This is a genomic window from Pseudomonas sp. P105 (assembly GCF_032614175.1).
Lineage (GTDB): Bacteria > Pseudomonadota > Gammaproteobacteria > Pseudomonadales > Pseudomonadaceae > Aquipseudomonas > Aquipseudomonas rhizophila.
In genome coordinates this window covers 3,995,302-4,014,299 of sequence record NZ_CP126693.1, presented here as the reverse complement: position 1 = coordinate 4,014,299, position 18,998 = coordinate 3,995,302, and the positions used below count along the sequence as shown (strand labels likewise).

Genomic DNA, 18,998 nt, shown 5'->3' with positions numbered 1-18,998 from the left:
TCGGCTCCCTGTGGTTGACTGACTGGCGGTGCTTGTCAGAAAAAACCGACAAGAGTACAAATGTACTCCATGACGACTCTCACCCCCCGCCGTACCGCCATCCTGACCTTCATCCGCGAACGCATCGCCGAGCAGGGCCAGCCCCCCAGCCTCGCTGAAATCAGCGAGGCGTTCGGTTTCGCCTCCCGCAGCGTGGCGCGCAAGCATGTGCTGGCGTTGACCGAAGCCGGTTTCATCGAAGTCAATCCGCACCAGGCCCGGGGTATCCGCTTGCTGAACCAGCCGCCGCGTCCCGAGCTGCTGGACGTACCGGTGCTGGGGCGGGTGGCCGCCGGCCTGCCGATCGGTGCGGATGCCGAGGTCCACAGTCGCCTGATGCTCGACCCGGCGATGTTCACCAAGGCGCCGGATTACCTGCTACGGGTCCAGGGGGACTCGATGATCGAGGATGGCATTCTCGACGGCGACCTGGTGGGCGTGCAGCGTACGCCCCAGGCCTCCAACGGCCAGATCGTCGTGGCGCGCCTGGACGGTGAAGTCACCATCAAGCGCTTCGAGCGAATCGGCGAGCGGATACGTTTGCTGCCGCGCAACCCGGCCTACCAGCCGATCATTGTCGAAGCCGACCAGGACTTGGCCATCGAAGGCGTGTTCTGTGGCTTGCTGAGGCAAGGCTGATGGGCGCTGTCGTTGCGCTGGACACGCTGTTCAACGGTGGCCAGGTCTGGAAGGGCCGGCCCGCGCCCCCGGCTGCCAGCCCGCAGCCCACCGGTCATGCGGCCCTGGACGCGGCGTTGCCCAGCGGTGGCTGGCCGGAAGCGGCGTTGACGGAACTGCTGGTCGCCGCGCCGGGCGTGGGCGAGTTGCAACTGGTCTGGCCAACCTTGGCGCGACTGACGGCGGCGGGGGAGCGGATCGTGCTGGTGGCGCCGCCATTCGTGCCCTATCCGCAGGCCTGGCAGAACGCTGGGGTGGACCTGCGCCAGTTGTCAGTGATCCGGGCCGATGAGCGCGATGCCTTGTGGGCCGCCGAACAATGCCTGCGTTCGGGCAGTTGTGGCGCGGTGCTGTGCTGGCCCCGCCAGGCTGATGATCGCGCCCTGCGCCGCTTGCAAGTGGCGGCGGAAACCGGCCAGACCCTGGCGTTCGCCTGGCGCTCGATTCAGGAAGCCATCAACCCCTCGCCGGCGGCCCTGCGCATCGCCATCGATGGCCGGCCAGGGCAATTGCGAGTGCTCAAGTGCCGGGGCGGGCTGGCCCGTTCGACGCCGATTGCCTTCGCCACGCTCAGCACACCGACCGAGCATTGAGGTTGCGATGCGCTGGGTCTGCATACTCTTCCCGCAACTGGCGCTGGACGCCGCGCTGCGTCAGCGTCCCGATCCCGACGAGCCCTTGGCGCTGTTGACCGGTCCGGCCCAGCGCCGGGTCCTGCAAGCGGTCAATGACCCGGCACGGGCCCTGGGTTTGCGCCCCGGCCAGACCATGACGGCCGCCCAGGCCCTGAGCAAAGGCTTTGCCACGGCCGAATACGATGCGGCGCAGATCGAACACTGGCAACAGTTCCTGGCGGCCTGGGCCTACCGTTTCAGCTCCCAGGTCAGCGTGCATTACCCGCGCACGGTGGTGTTCGAGATCGAGTCGAGCCTGGGCCTGTTCGGCCCCTGGCCGGTGTTCGAGAAGCGCCTGCGGGCCGAGCTGACGCAACTGGGATTCCGGCATCGCATTGTCGCCGCCCCCAACCCGGTGGCGGCGCGGGTGTTGGCCAATGCCTACGACGCCCTGGTGGTGCCCGATATTGAAACCCTGCAAGCCTGCCTGGGGCAGATGCCGGTGGAGCGTATCGGCCTGGAACCCGACGTCGCCACGGCACTGTCACGCATGGGGCTGCGCCAGTTGAGCCAGGTCCAGGCCTTGCCCCGACACACCCTGGCGCGGCGTTTTGAGGCCCAGGTGCTCAAGCATCTTGACGCGCTGACGGGCAGCCGCACCCTGGCGCTGTCGTTTTACCTGCCGCCGGACCGTTTCGATGTGCGCATCGAGCTCAATTACGACGTGCAATCCCACCAGGCGTTGTTGTTTCCGTTGCGCCGGTTGACCGGTGATCTCTCGGCTTTCCTGTGCGGTCGCGACAGCGGCGTGCAACGCTTTGACCTGCACCTGGAACACGCCGGGTTGCCGGACACGCTGATCAAGGTCGGCTTGCTCAGCGCCGAGCGGGATCCTGCGATGCTTTTCGAACTGGCTCGTGGTCGGCTGGAACAGGTGCAGGTCGAGGCACCGGTACGTGGCTTTCGCTTGTGTGCTGAAGACCTGCCCAGTTTCGTGCCCCAACGCCTGGAGCTGTTCGACGAGCGCCCCCAGCAGTCCTTGCCTTGGGAGCAATTGCGCGAGCGGCTGCGGGCCCGGCTGGGGGACGACGCAGTGCAGGGCCTGGGGTTTCGCGATGACCATCGGCCTGAATGTGCCTGGCAGATGACCTCTCAACGCCAGGCCCTGGCATGTCCGGTGCGCGAGGGCGTCCGGCGTCCCGGCTGGCTGCTGGACGAACCCCAGGCCTTGCAGGAGAGCCAGGCGCGAATCCTCATGGGCCCGGAGCGCATCGAGTCCGGCTGGTGGGACGGCGCCGACGTGCGCCGGGATTACTATCTGATCGAAACCCGCGCTGGCCAACGGGGCTGGGCCTATCGACCGGTGGGCGAGGGTGGCCCGCTGTGGCTGCAGGGCTGGTTCGCATGAACATCGAATATGCCGAGCTGCATTGCCTGTCGAACTTCAGTTTCCAGCGCGGTGCCTCCAGCGCCCTGGAGCTGTGCCGTCGTGCGCAACAACAAGGTTACAAGGCCCTGGCAATCACCGATGAGTGCACCCTGGCCGGGATTGTCCGGGCCTGGCAGGCTGCCCGGGAGCTGGACCTGCACTTGATCGTCGGCAGTGAGATCCAGATCGAGAACGGTCCGAAACTGGTGCTGTTGGTGGAGAATCTGCAAGGCTATCAAGCCTTGTGCCGGCTGATCACCCGCGCCCGCCGCCGCAGCGAGAAAGGTCGCTATCGCATCGTGCGGGAAGACTTCGACGAGCCCTTGCCGGGGTTGCTGGTGTTGTGGGTGCCCGGTGACAGCGATCCCGAAGAGCAGGGGCGCTGGTTGCGGAAGATATTCGCCGAGCGCTTGTGGCTGTCGGTCCAGTTGCATTGCGGGCAGGACGACCGGCGTCGGCTGGCGGATTTGCTGGCGCTGGCCGAGCGTTTGGACCTTCCGGCCGTGGCCACGGGAGACGTGCACATGCATGTGCGCGGCCGGCGCGCCCTGCAGGACACCATGACCGCCATCCGGCACCACGTCACGGTGGCCGAGGCCGGCCAGCGCCTGCACCCCAACGGCGAGCGCCACCTGCGCAGTCTCCAGGCTCTGGCCGAAATCTACCCGCGCGCCTTGCTCGACGAAACGTTGAACATCGCCCGGCGCTGTACGTTCGACCTTGGCCAACTGCGTTATCAATACCCCCGTGAACTGGTGCCTGAGGGGCATGATCCAGCGTCCTGGCTGCGGGAATTGACCGAACGCGGTATGCGCGAGCGATGGGCCAAGGGTGTGGAAGACAAAGTACGGGTACAAATCGATAAAGAACTGACTCTGATCGCCGATCTGGGCTACGACAGCTATTTCCTCACCGTGCAGGACATCGTCAGCTTCGCCCGCAGCCGCAATATTCTTTGCCAGGGGCGCGGCTCGGCGGCCAACTCGGCGGTGTGCTACGCCTTGGGTATCACCGAAATCGACCCGAGCCAGACCAGCATGCTGTTCGAGCGATTCCTGTCCCGGGAGCGCAACGAGCCGCCGGACATCGACGTCGATTTTGAACACGAGCGTCGCGAAGAAGTGCTGCAGTACGTGTTCCAGCGCTATGGCCGCCATCGTGCGGCATTGACGGCGGTGGTCAGCAGCTACCACGGTGCCGGCGCGGTGCGGGACGTCGCCAAGGCCTTGGGCTTGCCGCCGGATCAGGTCAACGCGCTGGCCGACTGTTGTGGGCGCTGGAGTGACGAGGCACCGCCAGTGGATCGCCTGCGCGAAGGTGGCTTCGACCCGGACAGCCCGGTGTTGCGCCGGGTCCTGAGCCTGACCCAACAACTGATCGGTTTTCCCCGGCATCTGTCCCAGCACCCTGGCGGCTTCGTGATCTCCGAACAGCCTCTGGACACTCTGGTGCCGGTGGAGAACGCCGCTATGGCCGAGCGCACCATCATCCAGTGGGACAAGGACGACCTGGACGCGGTCGGGTTGCTCAAGGTGGATATCCTGGCCTTGGGCATGCTCAGCGCAATTCGTCGATGTTTTGATCTGATCGCGCAGTACCGCGGCCAGCACTACACCTTGGCGACGTTGCCCAAGGACGACGCGGCCACTTACGAGATGATCACCCGCGCCGACACCATTGGCGTGTTCCAGATCGAGTCGCGCGCACAGATGGCGATGTTGCCTCGGCTCAAACCCGAGTCCTTTTATGACCTGGTTATTGAAGTGGCCATCGTGCGACCGGGGCCGATCCAAGGCGGGATGGTGCACCCGTATCTGCGGCGTAAAAACAAGGAAGAAGCGGTGACTTACCCCTCCAAAGCGTTGGAAGAAGTGCTCAAGCGCACCTTGGGCGTGCCCCTGTTTCAGGAGCAGGTCATGCAGATCGCCATCGTTGCGGCGGATTACAGCCCCGGCGAAGCTGACCAGCTGCGTCGTTCCATGGCTGCCTGGAAACGTCACGGCGGCCTGGAACCGCATCGGGAACGCCTGGCGGCGGGGATGGCGAAAAACGGCTACACCGCCGAATTCGCCGCGCAGATCTTTGAACAGATCAAGGGGTTCGGCAATTACGGTTTTCCCGAGTCCCATGCCGCCAGCTTCGCCTTGCTGACCTACGCCAGCAGTTGGCTCAAATGCCATGAACCGGCGGCGTTCGCCTGTGCCCTGATCAACAGCTGGCCCATGGGGTTCTACAGCCCGGACCAGATTCTGCAGGATGCCCGCCGGCATCAGTTGCAGATCCGCCCGGTGGACGTGCGCGCCAGTGACTGGGATTGCAGCCTCGAACCCATGGAAGGCCGACAACCGGCGCTTCGCCTGGGTTTGCGCATGATCAAGGGCTTTCGCCAAGAGGATGCCCATCGTATCGAAGCGGCCCGCCGGCATCGGCCCTTCAGTGACGTGGCCGACCTTGGCGAGCGCGCGCAACTCGATGCCCGGGCCCAGGCGCAACTGGCCGACGCCGGTGCCTTGCGGGGCTTGGCCGGTGATCGTCATCGCGCTCGCTGGGAGGTGGCCGGGGTACAGAAACAGCTGGGCTTGTTCGCCGGTTTGCCCAGCCAGGAAGAACCGCCCGTGGACCTGCCAAAACCTACGGTGGGGGAGAATCTGTTCGCCGATTACGCCAGCGTCGGTACGACACTGGGCCCCCATCCACTGGCTTTGCTGCGCCCCGAACTGCGCGCCCGGCGCTGTCGCAGCTCGCGGGAGCTGCAGGATGTGGAGCATGGCCGCAACGTCAGCGTCGCCGGGCTGGTCACCGGCCGCCAACGGCCAGGTACGGCCAGCGGCGTGACTTTTGTCACCCTGGAGGATGAGTTTGGCAACCTCAACGTGGTGGTCTGGCGCGATCTGGCCGAGCGCCAACGCAAAGCGTTGGTGGGTTCGCAATTGCTCAGGGTCGACGGGCGTTGGGAAAGTGTCGGTGAGGTTCGTCACCTGATCGCCGGCCGCCTGAGCGACCTGACCGAGTTGCTGGCGGGTATCCAGGTGCATAGCCGCGATTTCCGCTGAACCCGGCTGCCACACAGCAAGCATGTCGCCAGCCCGGACAGGTTTGCATCATGACCTGCCCATGAAACCAAACGCCAGCGCAGCGCTCGAAGCTCTGAGCACAAGGGACTTGTGGTATGCCGATTCCCTGCTGGCATTTTCGAGGTTCAGAATCGACTCATGCAGTTCTTATCCCAGAATCATGGATGCCCCGGTTGGGGCGGTGAAATGGCCGGGCGTATCCGGTCGTTCGATTGGAGCCAGACCGAACTGGGTGCCATCGAGCACTGGTCCGCCAGTCTGCGCAGCGCAGTCCAGGTGCTGCTGGCGTCGCCTTTGCCGATGGTCATGTTGTGGGGCCGTCAGGGCTTCATGATCTACAACGATGCTTATGCCGAGTTCGCCGGCGGGCGCCATCCGTACCTGCTGGGCTGCGCGGTAGAGTTGGGCTGGCCGGAAGTGGCCGAATTCAATCGGCACGTACTGGATGTCTGCCTGGCTGGTGGCACCTTGTCCTATCGCAGCAAAGAGCTGGTACTGCTACGCAATGGCAAGCCCGAAGATGTCTGGATGGACCTTTATTACAGCCCGGTGCCCGACGATGATCAGTCTCCGGGCGGCGTGTTGGCGATCGTCGTGGAAACCACCGAGCTTGTGCTGACCGAGCGTGCCCGCCAGGAGGCCGAACGCAGCTACCGCGCCGTCAACGAGCGCATTCAGTTGGCCCTCTCGGCCGGGCCACTGCTGGGGTCGTTTGTCTGGGACATCCAGAACGACACACTTTCCGGCGATGAGCGTTTTTCCCGCACGTTCAATTACCCGCCAGACACGCCTCTGGATGCACTGCCTGTCGAGATTGCCCGCCAGAACATCCACCCCGATGACCTGGAGGAGGTGAACCGGCGGGTCGAACTGACCTTGCGCACCGGAACACCCTACAACGCTGAGTATCGGGTGCGTCGACTCGGCGGTGATTACCTGTGGGTGCTGGCCAGCGGCCGATGTGAATTCGATACGTTGGGCCGGCCGTTGCGTTTCCCCGGTGTGCTGATTGATATCAACGAACGCAAGGCGGCTGAAGCATCGCTGCTCAAGTTCACCCGTGATCTGGAGCAGCGTGTCGCCGAGGAAGTGCATGCGCGGTTGACGGCCGAAGAGCAGTTGCGCCAGTCGCAGAAACTCGAAGCCATTGGCGGACTCACCGGCGGTGTGGCTCATGACTTCAACAACTTGCTGCAGGTGATCGCCGGCAACCTGCACCTGTTGGCTCGCCACGAACCGCACAACGCCAATGTGCAGCGGCGGGTCAGTGCCTCCATCGAAGCGGTGGAACGGGGCGCCAAACTGTCCTCGCAATTGCTGGCGTTTGCCCGCCGCCAACCGTTGTCACCGGCGGTCTACAACCCACGACGAATCTTCGACGGTCTGGGCGAATTGTTGCAGCGGGCCTTGGGCGAAACCATCCAGATCGAAGTGACCTTGCCCGCCGAGCCCTGGTGCATCCACGTCGATCGCAATCAGCTTGAAAACGCTTTGCTGAACCTGGCGATCAATGCCCGCGATGCCATGTGTGGAGAGGGCACCATCGGCCTGATCGGCGAAAACATCGTGCTCGACGAATCGTCCTGCGCCGGTAAAGACATTCCGGCCGGTGACTATGTGCGCCTGTCGGTGATCGACCGCGGCGCGGGCATGCCTCCCGATGTCCTGGACCATGTGTTCGAGCCGTTTTTCACCACCAAGACTGACGGCCAGGGCACCGGGCTTGGGTTGAGCATGGTGTTCGGGTTCGTCAAGCAAAGTGGCGGGCATATCGAGATTACCAGTGACGTGGGAGAGGGCACGCGAGCGCAGATGTATTTCCCCCGCAGTCGGCAACCTGAAACAGGTGAAGAGGCCCCACACAGCCCGCTTCTGACCGGTGGGCAAGAGACGATTCTGGTGGTGGAGGATAACGAAGAGGTGCGCAGCGCGTCGGTGGAGCTGCTGGAACAGTCCGGTTATCGGACCCTCACGGCCGCCAACGCTGATGCGGCCATGGCGCTTTTGCTCGAAGGTGCCTCGGTGGATCTGATTTTTACCGATGTGGTCATGCCTGGCCTGATCAAGAGCTCTGACCTGGCGGCCTGGGCCAGGGTACAGACTCCGCCTATGCCCATACTGTTCACCTCGGGCCACACTCGGGACATCATTTCCCGCAACCACCAATTGAGCCCCGATACCCATCTGCTGAGCAAACCTTACGGCCCGGATGCCTTGATCACCATGGTGAGGACTGTGTTGGGCAGTTGATCGCGGCGCGCTAAACAAATGGAACCGAAGCCGCCATGCCACCTTCAAATGACCATGACCGGTCATCAATCCGGCCTGTCATGAATGAGGTGCCTATGAACCAAGATCCTGCAAACACCCAGCAACAAGGCCAGACGCAGGCCCCGTCACCGCGCAATGATCCGGCTATCGATCCTCAGGTTCCGACCGAGCCCGCGGGCACCCAGCCTGTCAGCCCGGCTGGGGCAGGCAAGGCCCAAAGCGCCGACAGCGAAGTCGATCAAAAAAATCACCACCAGGACAACGACAACACCTTCAGCCCTGGCTTCAAGCCTGACCCGGACCGCCCGGAATCCGGTGAGAGCACTGATGCCGATATCGATACGGATGGCGGTTAGCCAATGAGCCCTGCTTCTTTTCTTGAAGCTGGGCTTTCGGATTTCACGACGCCGTTGGGTGGCTGGCGCATCTATTGAGTGGATGAGTGAGGCGACAGGTCCATTCGATACCCAGCCCCCGGCTTGCCTTCATGTAATGCCGACTGGATTTTTTCATACAATGCATTGGCCTCGGCAGTCGTGATTGACCGCGAGCAATCCCGCAATACGACGCGCAACAGAGCATTTTCCTGGCCGGGTAACAGCCCGAGTCGCTCGATGGCTTGTGGTGGTAATTCAGACGAAGTCCAACGACCTTTGACTTGCATCTCCTCAATCCAACCAGAGCAGTCGCCAGCCGCCTGGAGCATTTTCTCAGTCAGTACTTCCTCACTCAAACCCGGAGTCACGGCCACTGAAATGTCCCGAGTAATTGAAGGCAAACGCGAAACCGTACTCCAAGGACGTAAATCTTGCATCTGGGCCTGAACTCGCTCATTAGGGTCACGCAACAGGCGAATATCCGGGATTCCCTTTCGTAGCATAGTCAACCGGTCCAGCCCCATCCCCAACGCCAGACCGCCATGACGCTGCGCATCGATTCCCAGCCGTTGCAATAACGAAGTGGCAATAAGCCCACACTCCAGCACTTCGACAGCAGAACCATCGTTTATCACATTCACCTCAATGCCACCTTCGGTGTAATGATGCGGACTGTCGCTGTAAACCCAAGGTTTATCGGGGACGGCGACCCCAAGGATATCGCCGACCAAGCGCAAAAGGTGTCCGCGCGCCGAGAGCTCGGGTTCACCCAGCACCCATATGTCCATCTGATGTGGCTCGGCGCAGTGCCAACGATCACGACTGTCGCGGCGGAACGTGATGCCCGGAGCGGCCAGCAAAATGACCTCTCCAGGCTTGCGTTCCTGAGCCGAACGTTGCAGCACAATTGGAATCTGGCTAGTGGTTTGTGTACGCAACAGTGAATGTTCGTCTATCCACCGGGTGTGTTCGCTGCCTAGAGTGATTTCTGCCGGGTCATAACCGAGCAGTCCGTAGTTCTCTTCGGCGGATACGATTCGTGGGCCGGTCTGTATTAGAGCCTGCGGCCACCCAGCACTGACCAGCCCTTCAATTATTTCGTTCATGATCAGGCGGACTGCATGTGCGGGCGAGTGCGCCTCAGTCAGATCTGTAATGGATAACGCCTGCTGAAGCGCGACGTCAGTCAGGTATTTCTTGGTAACACCCATTATTGGCCCCTTTGAATCAGTGTTTGCTACGGCTTGAACAGTCGGAGGAAAAACCTATCAACACTAGACCAAACAAACAACTTAATAAGGCGGATTTTAGTGTTTTCAGAACTCAGCTACAGATGCTTCCTACATAAATAATCTATTTTTATTGTCTGCTATTTTCAGTAGAAGTATTGGTTCTAAAAAGCGATCAAAAAATCATTTAAAAATCAGCATGGAATTTGAGCTAATACGACCACCCCCCGTTGAGCCGCAAGGGGGAAAATAAGGTAAAGGTGAAATCATGAAGAAGCAGAAAGTAATTCAGGAAAAACTTAATCGTATTACCTCAGGTCCAGAAAATTTTGGGTGGGCTCCATTGGCTTGGGCCTATATGGGTGATTGATATCGTTTGATTCAGAAGGGTGGCATGGATCAGCCACCCTTTTTCATAAGGAGCTACTTTATGTCGTCCATGACAAATATCCATACACTTTTTGGCGCTGAGGAATTCTGGGTTGTCGCCGATTCAGAGCAATTTCTTAACAAGTGTTCTAATTAAGGGCTAAAAACTGCGCATATCACCAAGGTCGAAGCTCTGCCTCGCAATAGCATAATTTTCTCCTTCAGCAACAGTGCCGCCAAACTCACATTAGAGATTGCGCAAGCCACACCCAGAAAGAGAAGTGTTTTTTGTGCTGCACAAGTTTTCGAGCTCTCCCTGAGTTGTGCAAGTTATAGTCTGAATTTGTTGCTAAATAGCGATTTCAAGAAGGCGCTGAAAAAACAGCGCGCCGTATTAAATATGCTTAATTCTTATGATTTGTTTTCAGTTACAGGCAACGGTTCTTGCGGGCGCGTTACTCTATTGCCCAAGGCAGAGCCTTATGCGCTGATTGCCGAGGATGTCTCTGGCGATTTCATACATTCCGTCGCCGAATTTTTCGAAGTTCATTATGCTCAAATGAAGCCTCAAGAACCCTGCCCATTTTTTTTAGTGGGGAGCTAAATATTTCTGGAATTCTGACTGTCCTGAGAAAGCCTAATCCGATGTTGCCCGAAGATATGAAAATGAAACTTCAGCAGCTATCTGATACCCTTTCTGAGAACGGAGGATTGCTGACTGTCGTGGAGAATAAGGTAACGTCTCTACGAACTGGTAATGGTGAATATATAGAAGTCTTGAAAATGGCCGCAGGAACTCGAGGTCTCGAATTAACCGAATTCGCCATCGGTGTCAACGATGAAATAGCGCCTCTTATAGATTACAAGATGAACTCGCAATTGAATGAGGGTGTCGGCGGTGTTCACTTGGCTATCGGAGATGGCTCTAGTGGTTATCACATTGATTTTCTTAGCCCAGCGGCCAATGTCAGCCCCATAACTCAATAACCTTAATAACGGCGTATGGCAAAGAGAGCAACTCCTCACTGGGGCAGGACTAATGCTCTCTTTTTGGTGAAGTAAAATATCAAGGGGGCGCTTCTCGAAGTTGCTCAGAGGCATTTCGGTATGCTGAGAGGTCCTCACGTTTGAAACCAAGAATGCCCTGCCAGATTAAACCAGCAGGGCTTCTCGGTCAGGCTGATGATCTCGTTAAACCCTACGTTATGATCGGGCTTTTTTTACATTCTCTGCTATTTACTTGGATGAGCGGCCTGGAGTTTCTTGGCCATTTCCAGATGTTTTTCCAAGTCTGGAAGCATTTTTTGCGCGAACGCCTTCAGCTCGGTGTTGCCGGGCTTCTTGTCGTCAGTGACGGTCTCGGCTTCTTTCTTGAACAGGGCAATGGTTTCTTCGTGGGCCATCACCTGGTTGTTGGCGTAGGCCGCATCAAACGATTCCTCGCGCATATCGAGAATCTTGGCCTTGGCCTTTTTCACCAGCGTGGTTTCGTCCGGCACTTCGATATCGTGTTTTTTCGCCAGCGAGATCAACTCCTCGTTGGCTTTGGTGTGGTCGGAAATCATCATGTTGGCGAATTCCTTGACGTCCGCCGAACTGCTTTTTTCCAGGGCCAGTTTGCTGGTTTCGATTTCCGCGATACCACCGGCCGCCGCGTTGTCGACGAAGTCGCTGGAAGTCGCGGCCCAAGCCATTCCCATACTGGTGCTCAAGGCAACTGCCAGGCCGAGTTGACGCAGGTTGAATCCGTCCATAGGTAAGTCTCCACACAGGTTGTACAAGGGACTTGTGTCGTCCTGTTCAATGGAGAGCGGCGGGCGGACAAAGGTTTGATTGCAAAGCGGTGCGGTACGACGAACGGTCACCGCTGGTCGGATTGGCGGTCGACAGAACCCCGTCGGCGAGGCCATTCTGATAGTCGACGAGCGCCGTAGAAGGCGTTAGCCATCGTTCTACCAAAGGAGGTGTTCCATGCCGGTGATCCACGATTTGTGCCAGGATCTCAACTGCACAAAAGACGACATCCAGCAAAAGCGCAGCGAGAATCCCAGGCTCGACTCGTTACTTCTCAAGTATTCCCAAATAGATGCCGAAGTGGTCGACGCCGAGAAACCGTCCTCCGCGGCACTGTCCGATGTTGCCCTGAAGACGCTCAAGGAGAAACGTTTGCAGGTCAAGGACGAAATCGCGCAGTACTTGCAGGGATAGTCCTAGGGCCGGGCTGTCGGTGAGGAGCCCTCTGCTTGCAGGAGGGCTTTTTTCGGCAGACTCGTCAGGTCAGCGGGTCCCAGCGCTGGGACCAGTCGCTGCCGGTCGTGACGATCTGGCGCAGCACTTCGAACGCTTGCTGCAACGCCGCCGAATCCCGATCCCTGGAGTACACGAGGTAAGTCGGGTAGTTGAATTCCGGCGCCTTGGGCACCCGCTCCAGGATGCCGCTGTCCAGATAGCTCTGCACCACTCGGGTCCGGAAGTAGCCGCTGCCGCCGTTCTCCAGAATGTACTGCAGGGCCAGGGGGCCGAGGTTGAACGTCACGGCCGCCTTGGCCTTGTCCGGCAGCGCAGTGTCGTGTTGACGACGGAAGTCGGCACTCCAGTCGATGTACACGTAGGGCTCGGGACGGGTCGCCAGGCGCACCAGGATCAGTTTCTCTTCCAGTAACTGTTCCACTTGCAGCCTCGGCCAGTATTCGGGCTGATACACCACGGCGGCATCCAGCAGGCCCAGTTCCAGTTGTTGCAGCAGTTTTTCGCCATCGCGGATGTCCATGCGCAGGGCATGGCCGGGGATTTTATGGCGCAGTTCCTCGGCCCAGGCGAGCATCAAGGGGTTGCATAGACTGACCTCGCCACCGAGGTGCAAAACGTTGCGAAAGCCTTCGGGCAAGGGCAGGTCTCGGCGGGCCGCTTCCCAGGTCTGCACCAGTTGATTGGCATACACCACGAAGGTTTCACCGTCGGCAGTCAGGCGCGCGCCGGCACGGTTGCGCACAAACAGCACGCAGCCAAGCTGGCTTTCAAGCTTCTGGACTCGCGCCGTGATAGCCGTCTGGGTGACGTGCAGCTTGTCGGCCGCGGCGGCGAGGCTGCCGTGGCGGACGATTTCCAGAAAGGTGCGGGCGAGGTCGATGTCCATGGTCAGGCCGATACGGGGAAAGCGGGGATTGTACGACACCTGCGAACTGCCGCAGGGTCCTTTGCTGAATGTACCGGCGCTATCGCGAGCAGGCTCGCTCCCACAATTGCTCCGGGTGATGAGGATTGAGCGTCGCTCCAGATCCCCTGTGGGAGCGAGCCTGCTCGCGATAGCGATGGATCGGCCAGTGGAAATGCTCAAGTAAAAACACAAATCCCGCCACAGAGGCGGGATTCGTTTGCAGCCAGGGCGCCCGTAGAAAGGGCAAGCAGACTCAGGCCGGGAACAATTCGGACAGCTTCATCGACAGCATCATGTCGCCTTCGACGCGCAGCTTGCCGCCCATGAACGCTTGCATGCCGTCGGTATCGCCGCTGACGATGCCCTTGAGGGTTTCGCTGTCCATGATCAGCGTGCAGTTGGCGTTCTCATTTTCGCCTTCTTGCAGCTCACAGGTGCCATCCTTGACGATCAGGGCGTATTGCTTGTCTTCGTCGGTGATGTTGAAACCAAATACCAGGTCCAGGCCGGCAGCGGCGGCAGGGTTGAACTTGGCTTTCATGGCTTGTACGGCGTCGGCTACGGAGGTCATGGTTTCGATCCTTATTTGGGTTATACAGCAAGGGTCTACAGTGATCCGGACTCAGCGAAAGGTGATGAGGTCCGGGGCCTTCAGCAGTTGCAGGTGGGCATGACTGTTGAAGGAAGCCAGGGCCACCTCGCGGCCCCTGAATTTCAGGTGGTTGAGCGAGGTGTTGACGATTTGCCAGTTCAGTTCGAAGGCCTGCCGCGCAGGCATCTGGGTGATCAGGTGGAGCAGGGCGGTGATGGTCCCGCCGGAAGTGAACACGGCGATTTTCTGGGAATTGTCGGCCTGCTCCAGAATGCGCTGCAGGCCGGCCTGCACGCGTTCGACGAAACCCAACCAGCTTTCCAGTTCGGGCGGGTCGTACTGGCCGCTGAGCCAGCGCTCGATGATCAACGCGAAGATGCGCTGGAACTCGGCGCGGTTCTGTGCGGCATTGCGCAGGATGTACAGGGCTTCGGGTTCCTGGGGCAGCATGTCCGGCAACAGGGCGCGGATCACCGCGTCGGCGTCGAACTCATTGAACGCCGAATCGATCTCCAGCCCGGGAACCGGCAGCCCCGCGGCGGACATCTGGCCCAGCGCACCGGTGGCGGTATCCTGCTGACGACGCAGGTCGCCCGAGAGGCAGCGATCGAACACGACACCCAGTTCGGCCAGGTGGCTGCCCAGCACTTGCGCCTGGCGTACACCGTTTGGCGAAAGGACATCGTAGTCGTCCGCACCAAAGGAGGCCTGGCCATGTCGAATCAGATAGATACTGCCCACGTCCGCGTCATCCCGGTACGTTGAAGGTTTGGCGAGGTTATGAGGATGGCGGTGAGCTGTCAATGAAAAAACATACGCTTGTTTGAAATGCCCGTTACAGCCTTGTCCAGCTGCGCTCCCGTTAAGGTAACCACAGGTTTCACGGCTGGTCGTGGCGCAGGCGCATGGGTATGCTGAACGTGTTGAGTGCCCGCCCTTGAGCGGCGTTTTGAATTTATTAGGAGCCATCGTGGAGTTTTTCATCGAATACGCCAGTTTCCTGGCCAAGACCGTGACGCTGGTGATCGCCATCCTGGTGGTGCTGGCCAGTTTTGCTGCCCTGCGCAGCAAGGGCCGGCGCAAGTCTGCCGGCCAGTTGCAGGTGAGCAAACTCAACGACTTCTACAAGGGACTGCGTGAGCGCCTGGAGCAGACGCTGCTGGATAAAGACCAGCTCAAGGCCCTGCGCAAGACCGAAGGCAAGGCTGAAAAGGCCGCCAAGAAACACAAGGACAAGCCGGCGGCCAAGCCTCGGGTATTCGTGCTGGATTTTGACGGTGACATCAAAGCCTCGGCCACCGAGAGCCTTCGTCATGAAATCACCGCATTGCTGACCCTGGCGACCCCGAAGGATGAAGTGGTGTTGCGCCTGGAAAGCGGTGGCGGCATGGTCCACAGCTACGGTCTGGCCTCCTCGCAACTGGCCCGGATCCGTCAGGCCGGCGTGCCGCTGACGGTGTGCATCGACAAGGTCGCGGCCAGTGGCGGCTACATGATGGCGTGCATCGGCGAGAAGATCATCAGCGCGCCTTTTGCCATTCTTGGCTCCATCGGCGTCGTGGCCCAGTTGCCAAACGTCAACCGTCTCCTGAAGAAGCACGACATCGATTTTGAAGTGCTGACGGCCGGTGAATACAAGCGCACGTTGACGGTGTTTGGCGAAAACACCGAGAAGGGTCGGGAGAAGTTCCAGGAAGACCTGGACATCACCCATGAGTTGTTCAAGAACTTCGTGTCCAACTACCGTCCGCAACTGGCCATTGATGAAGTGGCGACTGGCGAAGTCTGGCTGGGCGTCGCAGCATTGGACAAGCGCCTGGTGGACGAGCTGAAAACCAGCGATGAATACCTGGCCGAACGAGCCAAGAGTGCCGAGCTGTACCACTTGCACTACGCCGAGCGCAAAAGTTTGCAGGAGCGTATTGGCATGGCGGCCAGTGGTTCGGTGGACCGGGTGCTGCTCAGTTGGTGGAGCCGCCTGACCCAGCAGCGGTTCTGGTAACGGCTAACCCGCACATCCAGCATCACCTGCTCACGCGAGCCGCTATCGCGAGCAGGCTCGCTCCCACATTGGGTTCAGGGTGGGCTGAAGATCAGGTTCCGCACCAATCATCCATCCATAAAAAAGCCCTGAACCGGAACACCCGGATCAGGGCTTTTTTTGTATCAGGTTTCAGCGACGACGAAACAACGGCAACGGTTCGTCAGTAGCGGCCTGGTAGGTCACCGAGAAATCCTTGAGGCTTTCGAGGGCTTCAAAGGGGTCCTTGTCGGCGCGCAAGGCAAAGGCGTCGAAACCGCAACGGCGCATGTAGAACAGTTGGTCGCGCAGCACATCGCCAATCGCCCGCAATTCGCCCTTGAAGCCATAGCGGTCACGCAGCAGGCGAGCGTTGGAGTAGCTGCGACCGTCGGTGAAGGCCGGGAAGTTCAGGGCGATGACCTGGAACTGATTGGCGTCATCACCGATTTCCTCCGCCTCTTCGTCGGCGTCCAGCCACACACCCAGGCCGCCATCGCGAGCCTTGAGGGCGTGAGCATGATCGCGCCACAGGGCCAGGGGCACGATCAGGTCGTCGCAGTTGGAAATACCATCGAGGGTCGCGTCCTTGGGCAACAGGTGCCAGGTTTCGTCGATAACCTCGTCGTTCTTAATTATTCGCTGCATAGACGCGTTCCTTGAAGAGGTCGATGCCGATACGTTGATAAGTGTCGATGAAACGCTCGTCTTCGGTACGTTGTTCGATGTACACGTCGATCAGCTTCTCGATCACGTCAGGCATGTCGTCCTGGGCAAACGACGGGCCAAGGATCTTGCCCAGGCTGGCGTCGCGGCTACCGCTGCCGCCCAGGGAGACCTGGTAGAACTCCTCGCCTTTTTTGTCTACGCCCAGGATGCCGATGTGGCCGACGTGGTGGTGACCACAGGCGTTCATGCAACCGGAAATGTTCAGGTCCAGCTCGCCGATGTCGAACAGGTAGTCCAGGTCGTCGAAACGACGCTGGATCGACTCGGCGATAGGGATCGACTTGGCGTTGGCCAGGGAGCAGAAATCGCCGCCCGGGCAGCAGATTATGTCGGTCAGCAGGCCGATGTTCGGCGTGGCGAACCCTTGCTCGCGCAACTCGCCCCACAGGGTGAACAACTGGCTCTGTTCAACGTCCGCCAGGATGATGTTCTGTTCGTGGGAGGTGCGCAGTTGACCGAAGCTGTAGCGCTCAGCCAGGTCGGCCACGGCGTCCAGCTGCTTGTCGGTGATGTCGCCCGGCGCGACGCCGGTCGGCTTCAGGGACAGGGTCACCGCGACGTAGCCAGGCTTCTTGTGGGCCAGGGTGTTGCGGGTGCGCCAGCGGGCGAAGCCCGGATGTTCTTTGTCGAGCGCGGCCAGCTCGGCGTCCTGGTTGCTCAGGGCCTTATAGTCCGGGTCGACGAAATGCTTGGCTACGCGATGGACTTCGGCTTCGGTCAGGGTGGTCTGGTCGCCGCGCAGGTGAGCCATTTCGGCCTCGACCTTTTCGGCGAACACTTCTGGCGTAAGGGCCTTGACCAGGATCTTGATCCGCGCCTTGTACTTGTTGTCACGACGGCCGTAGCGGTTGTACACCCGCAGGATGGCGTCTAGGTAGCTCAGCAGGTCTTGCCATGGCAAGAACTCGTTGATGAACGCGCCGACCACCGGCGTACGGCCCAGGCCGCCGCCCACCAGCACACGGAAGCCCAGCTCGCCGGCGGCGTTGTAGACCGTCTCCAGGCCGATGTCGTGGACTTCAATGGCCGCACGGTCCGAGGTCGAGCCATTGATGGCGATCTTGAACTTGCGCGGCAGGTAGGCGAATTCCGGGTGGAAGGTGGTCCACTGGCGAACGATCTCGCACCAGGGGCGCGGGTCGATCAACTCATCGGCCGCGACACCGGCGAACTGGTCGGTGGTGACGTTGCGCAGGCAGTTGCCGCTGGTCTGGATCGCGTGCATCTGCACGGTGGCCAGTTCAGCCAGGATCTGGGGCACATCTTCCAGGGCCGGCCAGTTGTACTGGACGTTCTGGCGGGTACTGATGTGGGCATAGCCTTTGTCGTAGTCGCGGGCAATCTTGGCCAGCATGCGCACCTGACGCGAGGTCAGTTGGCCATAGGGCACCGCTACGCGCAGCATCGGGGCGAAGCGCTGGATATACAGGCCATTCTGCAAACGCAGAGGGCGGAATTCTTCTTCGCTCAGCTCGCCTGCCAGATAGCGTCGGGTCTGATCACGGAACTGCTTGACGCGGTCCTCGATGATCCGCTGATCGTACTCGTCATATACGTACATATAAGTCTCGTTCTCAGGCTTGGGCCGATCAGAAACAGCTGCGTGTTGGCTCGCTGGAATCGGATTCTGCCTCGGCAATTCTGCGCGCACGGCCGCGCACTCCTACAGGAGCCGGTGCAAGATACCTGTTTTGAGTTATGCGCAAAAGTGATGTTTGAGTATATGTAAAGAACCAAATCGACTAATGGGATTGATTATTGCCTAACCCACATTTGTCGTGCGGGCAATCATCGTCTTAACTGTGGTCGAGTCCCTATGCAATCACCTACAAAACCGACAAGAGGCGATGCAATGAGCAATCCGACCAAAGCAAGGAAAAGCGACAGTACTGTTGATGCCTGGGCCATTTTGTTCCTGATTATCCTGGTGGTGGGCACTGCGGTGTTCTGGGTCAGTCACCAATAGAGCGGTGGTGAAAAAACGGTGGGAGCGAGCCTGCTCGCGATAGTGGTGGTTCAGTCAATCATGAAGTGACTGACAAACCGCTATCGCGAGCAGGCTCGCTCCCACAGGGGGGTTACGTGTGTCGTAGACAGATTTACAACCCCGCCAGATGCACCACCAGCTTGACGATGCCAAACAGTGTCAGGGCGAAGATCACCGTGAAGGCGATGCCCAATACCACGAAGTGACTCGGCTTGCCGTGGGTGAAGTCACGGGCGCGATTCTTGCCGCTCTGCACGCCGAAGGCGGCAGCCAGCACGCTGTGCACCATCTGCCACAGGGTCGGCGGCTTGTTGTCGATCGGATCGTCCATAAATCCCTCGTCTGCCATGGGTTTGGAACAAGCATAGACAAAAGATCGCAACCTGCGGCAGCCCCTACAGCAATACACAAAACCCTGTAGGAGCCTGCGATC

Annotated in this window: 17 protein-coding genes; 9 read left to right on the top strand and 8 right to left on the bottom strand. The window is 59.8% G+C overall.

Annotated features, from left to right (window positions below; genetic code table 11):
• The first annotated feature begins 60 nt into the window (after positions 1–60).
• The 6 genes from lexA (at position 61) to QOM08_RS17890 (ending at position 8,461) form a co-directional block, all read left to right on the top strand.
• Entirely contained in the window at positions 61–678 is a 618-nt protein-coding gene (gene lexA, locus QOM08_RS17915; protein ID WP_047227808.1) for a transcriptional repressor LexA, read from the top strand.
• The gene (imuA, locus tag QOM08_RS17910) at positions 678–1,310 is read left to right on the top strand and encodes a translesion DNA synthesis-associated protein ImuA (RefSeq protein WP_047227809.1); all 633 of its coding nucleotides are present in this window, start codon (positions 678–680) and stop codon (positions 1,308–1,310) included. The genes lexA and imuA overlap by 1 nt, the downstream gene beginning before the upstream one ends.
• 7 nt (positions 1,311–1,317) lie before the next feature.
• Positions 1,318–2,739, top strand: coding sequence for a Y-family DNA polymerase (locus QOM08_RS17905; RefSeq protein WP_139049648.1), 1,422 nt, complete (start codon positions 1,318–1,320; stop codon positions 2,737–2,739).
• Positions 2,736–5,813: an error-prone DNA polymerase gene (locus tag QOM08_RS17900; RefSeq protein WP_188251050.1), complete on the top strand. Its 3,078-nt coding sequence runs from the start codon at positions 2,736–2,738 to the stop codon at positions 5,811–5,813. Before QOM08_RS17905 ends, QOM08_RS17900 begins: the two co-directional genes overlap by 4 nt.
• A 159-nt stretch (positions 5,814–5,972) precedes the next feature.
• Positions 5,973–8,084, top strand: a complete 2,112-nt coding sequence (locus QOM08_RS17895; RefSeq protein WP_107322648.1) for a PAS domain-containing sensor histidine kinase — start codon at positions 5,973–5,975, stop codon at positions 8,082–8,084.
• 95 nt (positions 8,085–8,179) lie between these two features.
• The gene (locus QOM08_RS17890) at positions 8,180–8,461 is read left to right on the top strand and encodes a hypothetical protein (RefSeq protein WP_316911929.1); all 282 of its coding nucleotides are present in this window, start codon (positions 8,180–8,182) and stop codon (positions 8,459–8,461) included.
• Positions 8,462–8,532: 71 nt separating this feature from the next.
• Here QOM08_RS17890 and QOM08_RS17885 read toward each other — a convergent pair whose 3' ends face one another.
• On the bottom strand, positions 8,533–9,693 hold the full coding sequence (locus QOM08_RS17885) for a hypothetical protein (RefSeq protein ID WP_173406788.1): 1,161 nt from the start codon (positions 9,691–9,693) through the stop codon (positions 8,533–8,535).
• Between the two features lie 1,053 nt (positions 9,694–10,746).
• On the opposite strand from QOM08_RS17885, the gene QOM08_RS17880 reads away from it, so the two are divergent.
• A complete protein-coding gene (locus QOM08_RS17880; protein WP_257220682.1) occupies positions 10,747–11,067 on the top strand; it encodes a hypothetical protein in 321 nt (106 codons plus the stop codon).
• Positions 11,068–11,312: 245 nt separating this feature from the next.
• Here the strand turns inward: QOM08_RS17880 and QOM08_RS17875 are convergent, their stop codons facing one another.
• Positions 11,313–11,834, bottom strand: a complete 522-nt coding sequence (locus QOM08_RS17875; RefSeq protein WP_047227815.1) for a DUF4142 domain-containing protein — start codon at positions 11,832–11,834, stop codon at positions 11,313–11,315.
• 217 nt (positions 11,835–12,051) lie between these two features.
• Here QOM08_RS17875 and QOM08_RS17870 point away from each other — a divergent pair, with 217 nt between their 5' ends.
• Positions 12,052–12,288: a YdcH family protein gene (locus QOM08_RS17870; RefSeq protein ID WP_047227816.1), complete on the top strand. Its 237-nt coding sequence runs from the start codon at positions 12,052–12,054 to the stop codon at positions 12,286–12,288.
• Between the two features lie 64 nt (positions 12,289–12,352).
• Here QOM08_RS17870 and QOM08_RS17865 read toward each other — a convergent pair whose 3' ends face one another.
• The 3 genes from QOM08_RS17865 to QOM08_RS17855 all read right to left on the bottom strand — a co-directional run bounded on the left by QOM08_RS17865 (position 12,353) and on the right by QOM08_RS17855 (position 14,570).
• Positions 12,353–13,216: a LysR family transcriptional regulator gene (locus QOM08_RS17865; protein ID WP_047227886.1), complete on the bottom strand. Its 864-nt coding sequence runs from the start codon at positions 13,214–13,216 to the stop codon at positions 12,353–12,355.
• A 274-nt stretch (positions 13,217–13,490) separates the two neighbouring features.
• Positions 13,491–13,808, bottom strand: a complete 318-nt coding sequence (locus QOM08_RS17860) for an SCP2 sterol-binding domain-containing protein (protein ID WP_076384034.1) — start codon at positions 13,806–13,808, stop codon at positions 13,491–13,493.
• Between the two features lie 51 nt (positions 13,809–13,859).
• The gene (locus tag QOM08_RS17855; protein WP_316911928.1) at positions 13,860–14,570 is read right to left on the bottom strand and encodes a histidine phosphatase family protein; all 711 of its coding nucleotides are present in this window, start codon (positions 14,568–14,570) and stop codon (positions 13,860–13,862) included.
• A gap of 229 nt (positions 14,571–14,799) precedes the next feature.
• Here QOM08_RS17855 and sohB point away from each other — a divergent pair, with 229 nt between their 5' ends.
• On the top strand, positions 14,800–15,831 hold the full coding sequence (sohB, locus tag QOM08_RS17850) for a protease SohB (protein ID WP_047227819.1): 1,032 nt from the start codon (positions 14,800–14,802) through the stop codon (positions 15,829–15,831).
• A 171-nt stretch (positions 15,832–16,002) separates the two neighbouring features.
• On the opposite strand, the gene QOM08_RS17845 is transcribed toward sohB, so the two are convergent.
• From QOM08_RS17845 to QOM08_RS17835, 3 genes are all read right to left on the bottom strand, one after another.
• On the bottom strand, positions 16,003–16,497 hold the full coding sequence (locus QOM08_RS17845; protein WP_092396049.1) for a DUF934 domain-containing protein: 495 nt from the start codon (positions 16,495–16,497) through the stop codon (positions 16,003–16,005).
• Positions 16,481–18,139, bottom strand: a complete 1,659-nt coding sequence (locus QOM08_RS17840) for a nitrite/sulfite reductase (RefSeq protein WP_316911927.1) — start codon at positions 18,137–18,139, stop codon at positions 16,481–16,483. Before QOM08_RS17840 ends, QOM08_RS17845 begins: the two co-directional genes overlap by 17 nt.
• A 538-nt stretch (positions 18,140–18,677) precedes the next feature.
• Positions 18,678–18,896 (bottom strand): DUF2970 domain-containing protein, encoded by a 219-nt coding sequence (locus tag QOM08_RS17835; protein ID WP_047227822.1) that lies wholly within the window; start codon positions 18,894–18,896, stop codon positions 18,678–18,680.
• Positions 18,897–18,998 lie beyond the last annotated feature (102 nt).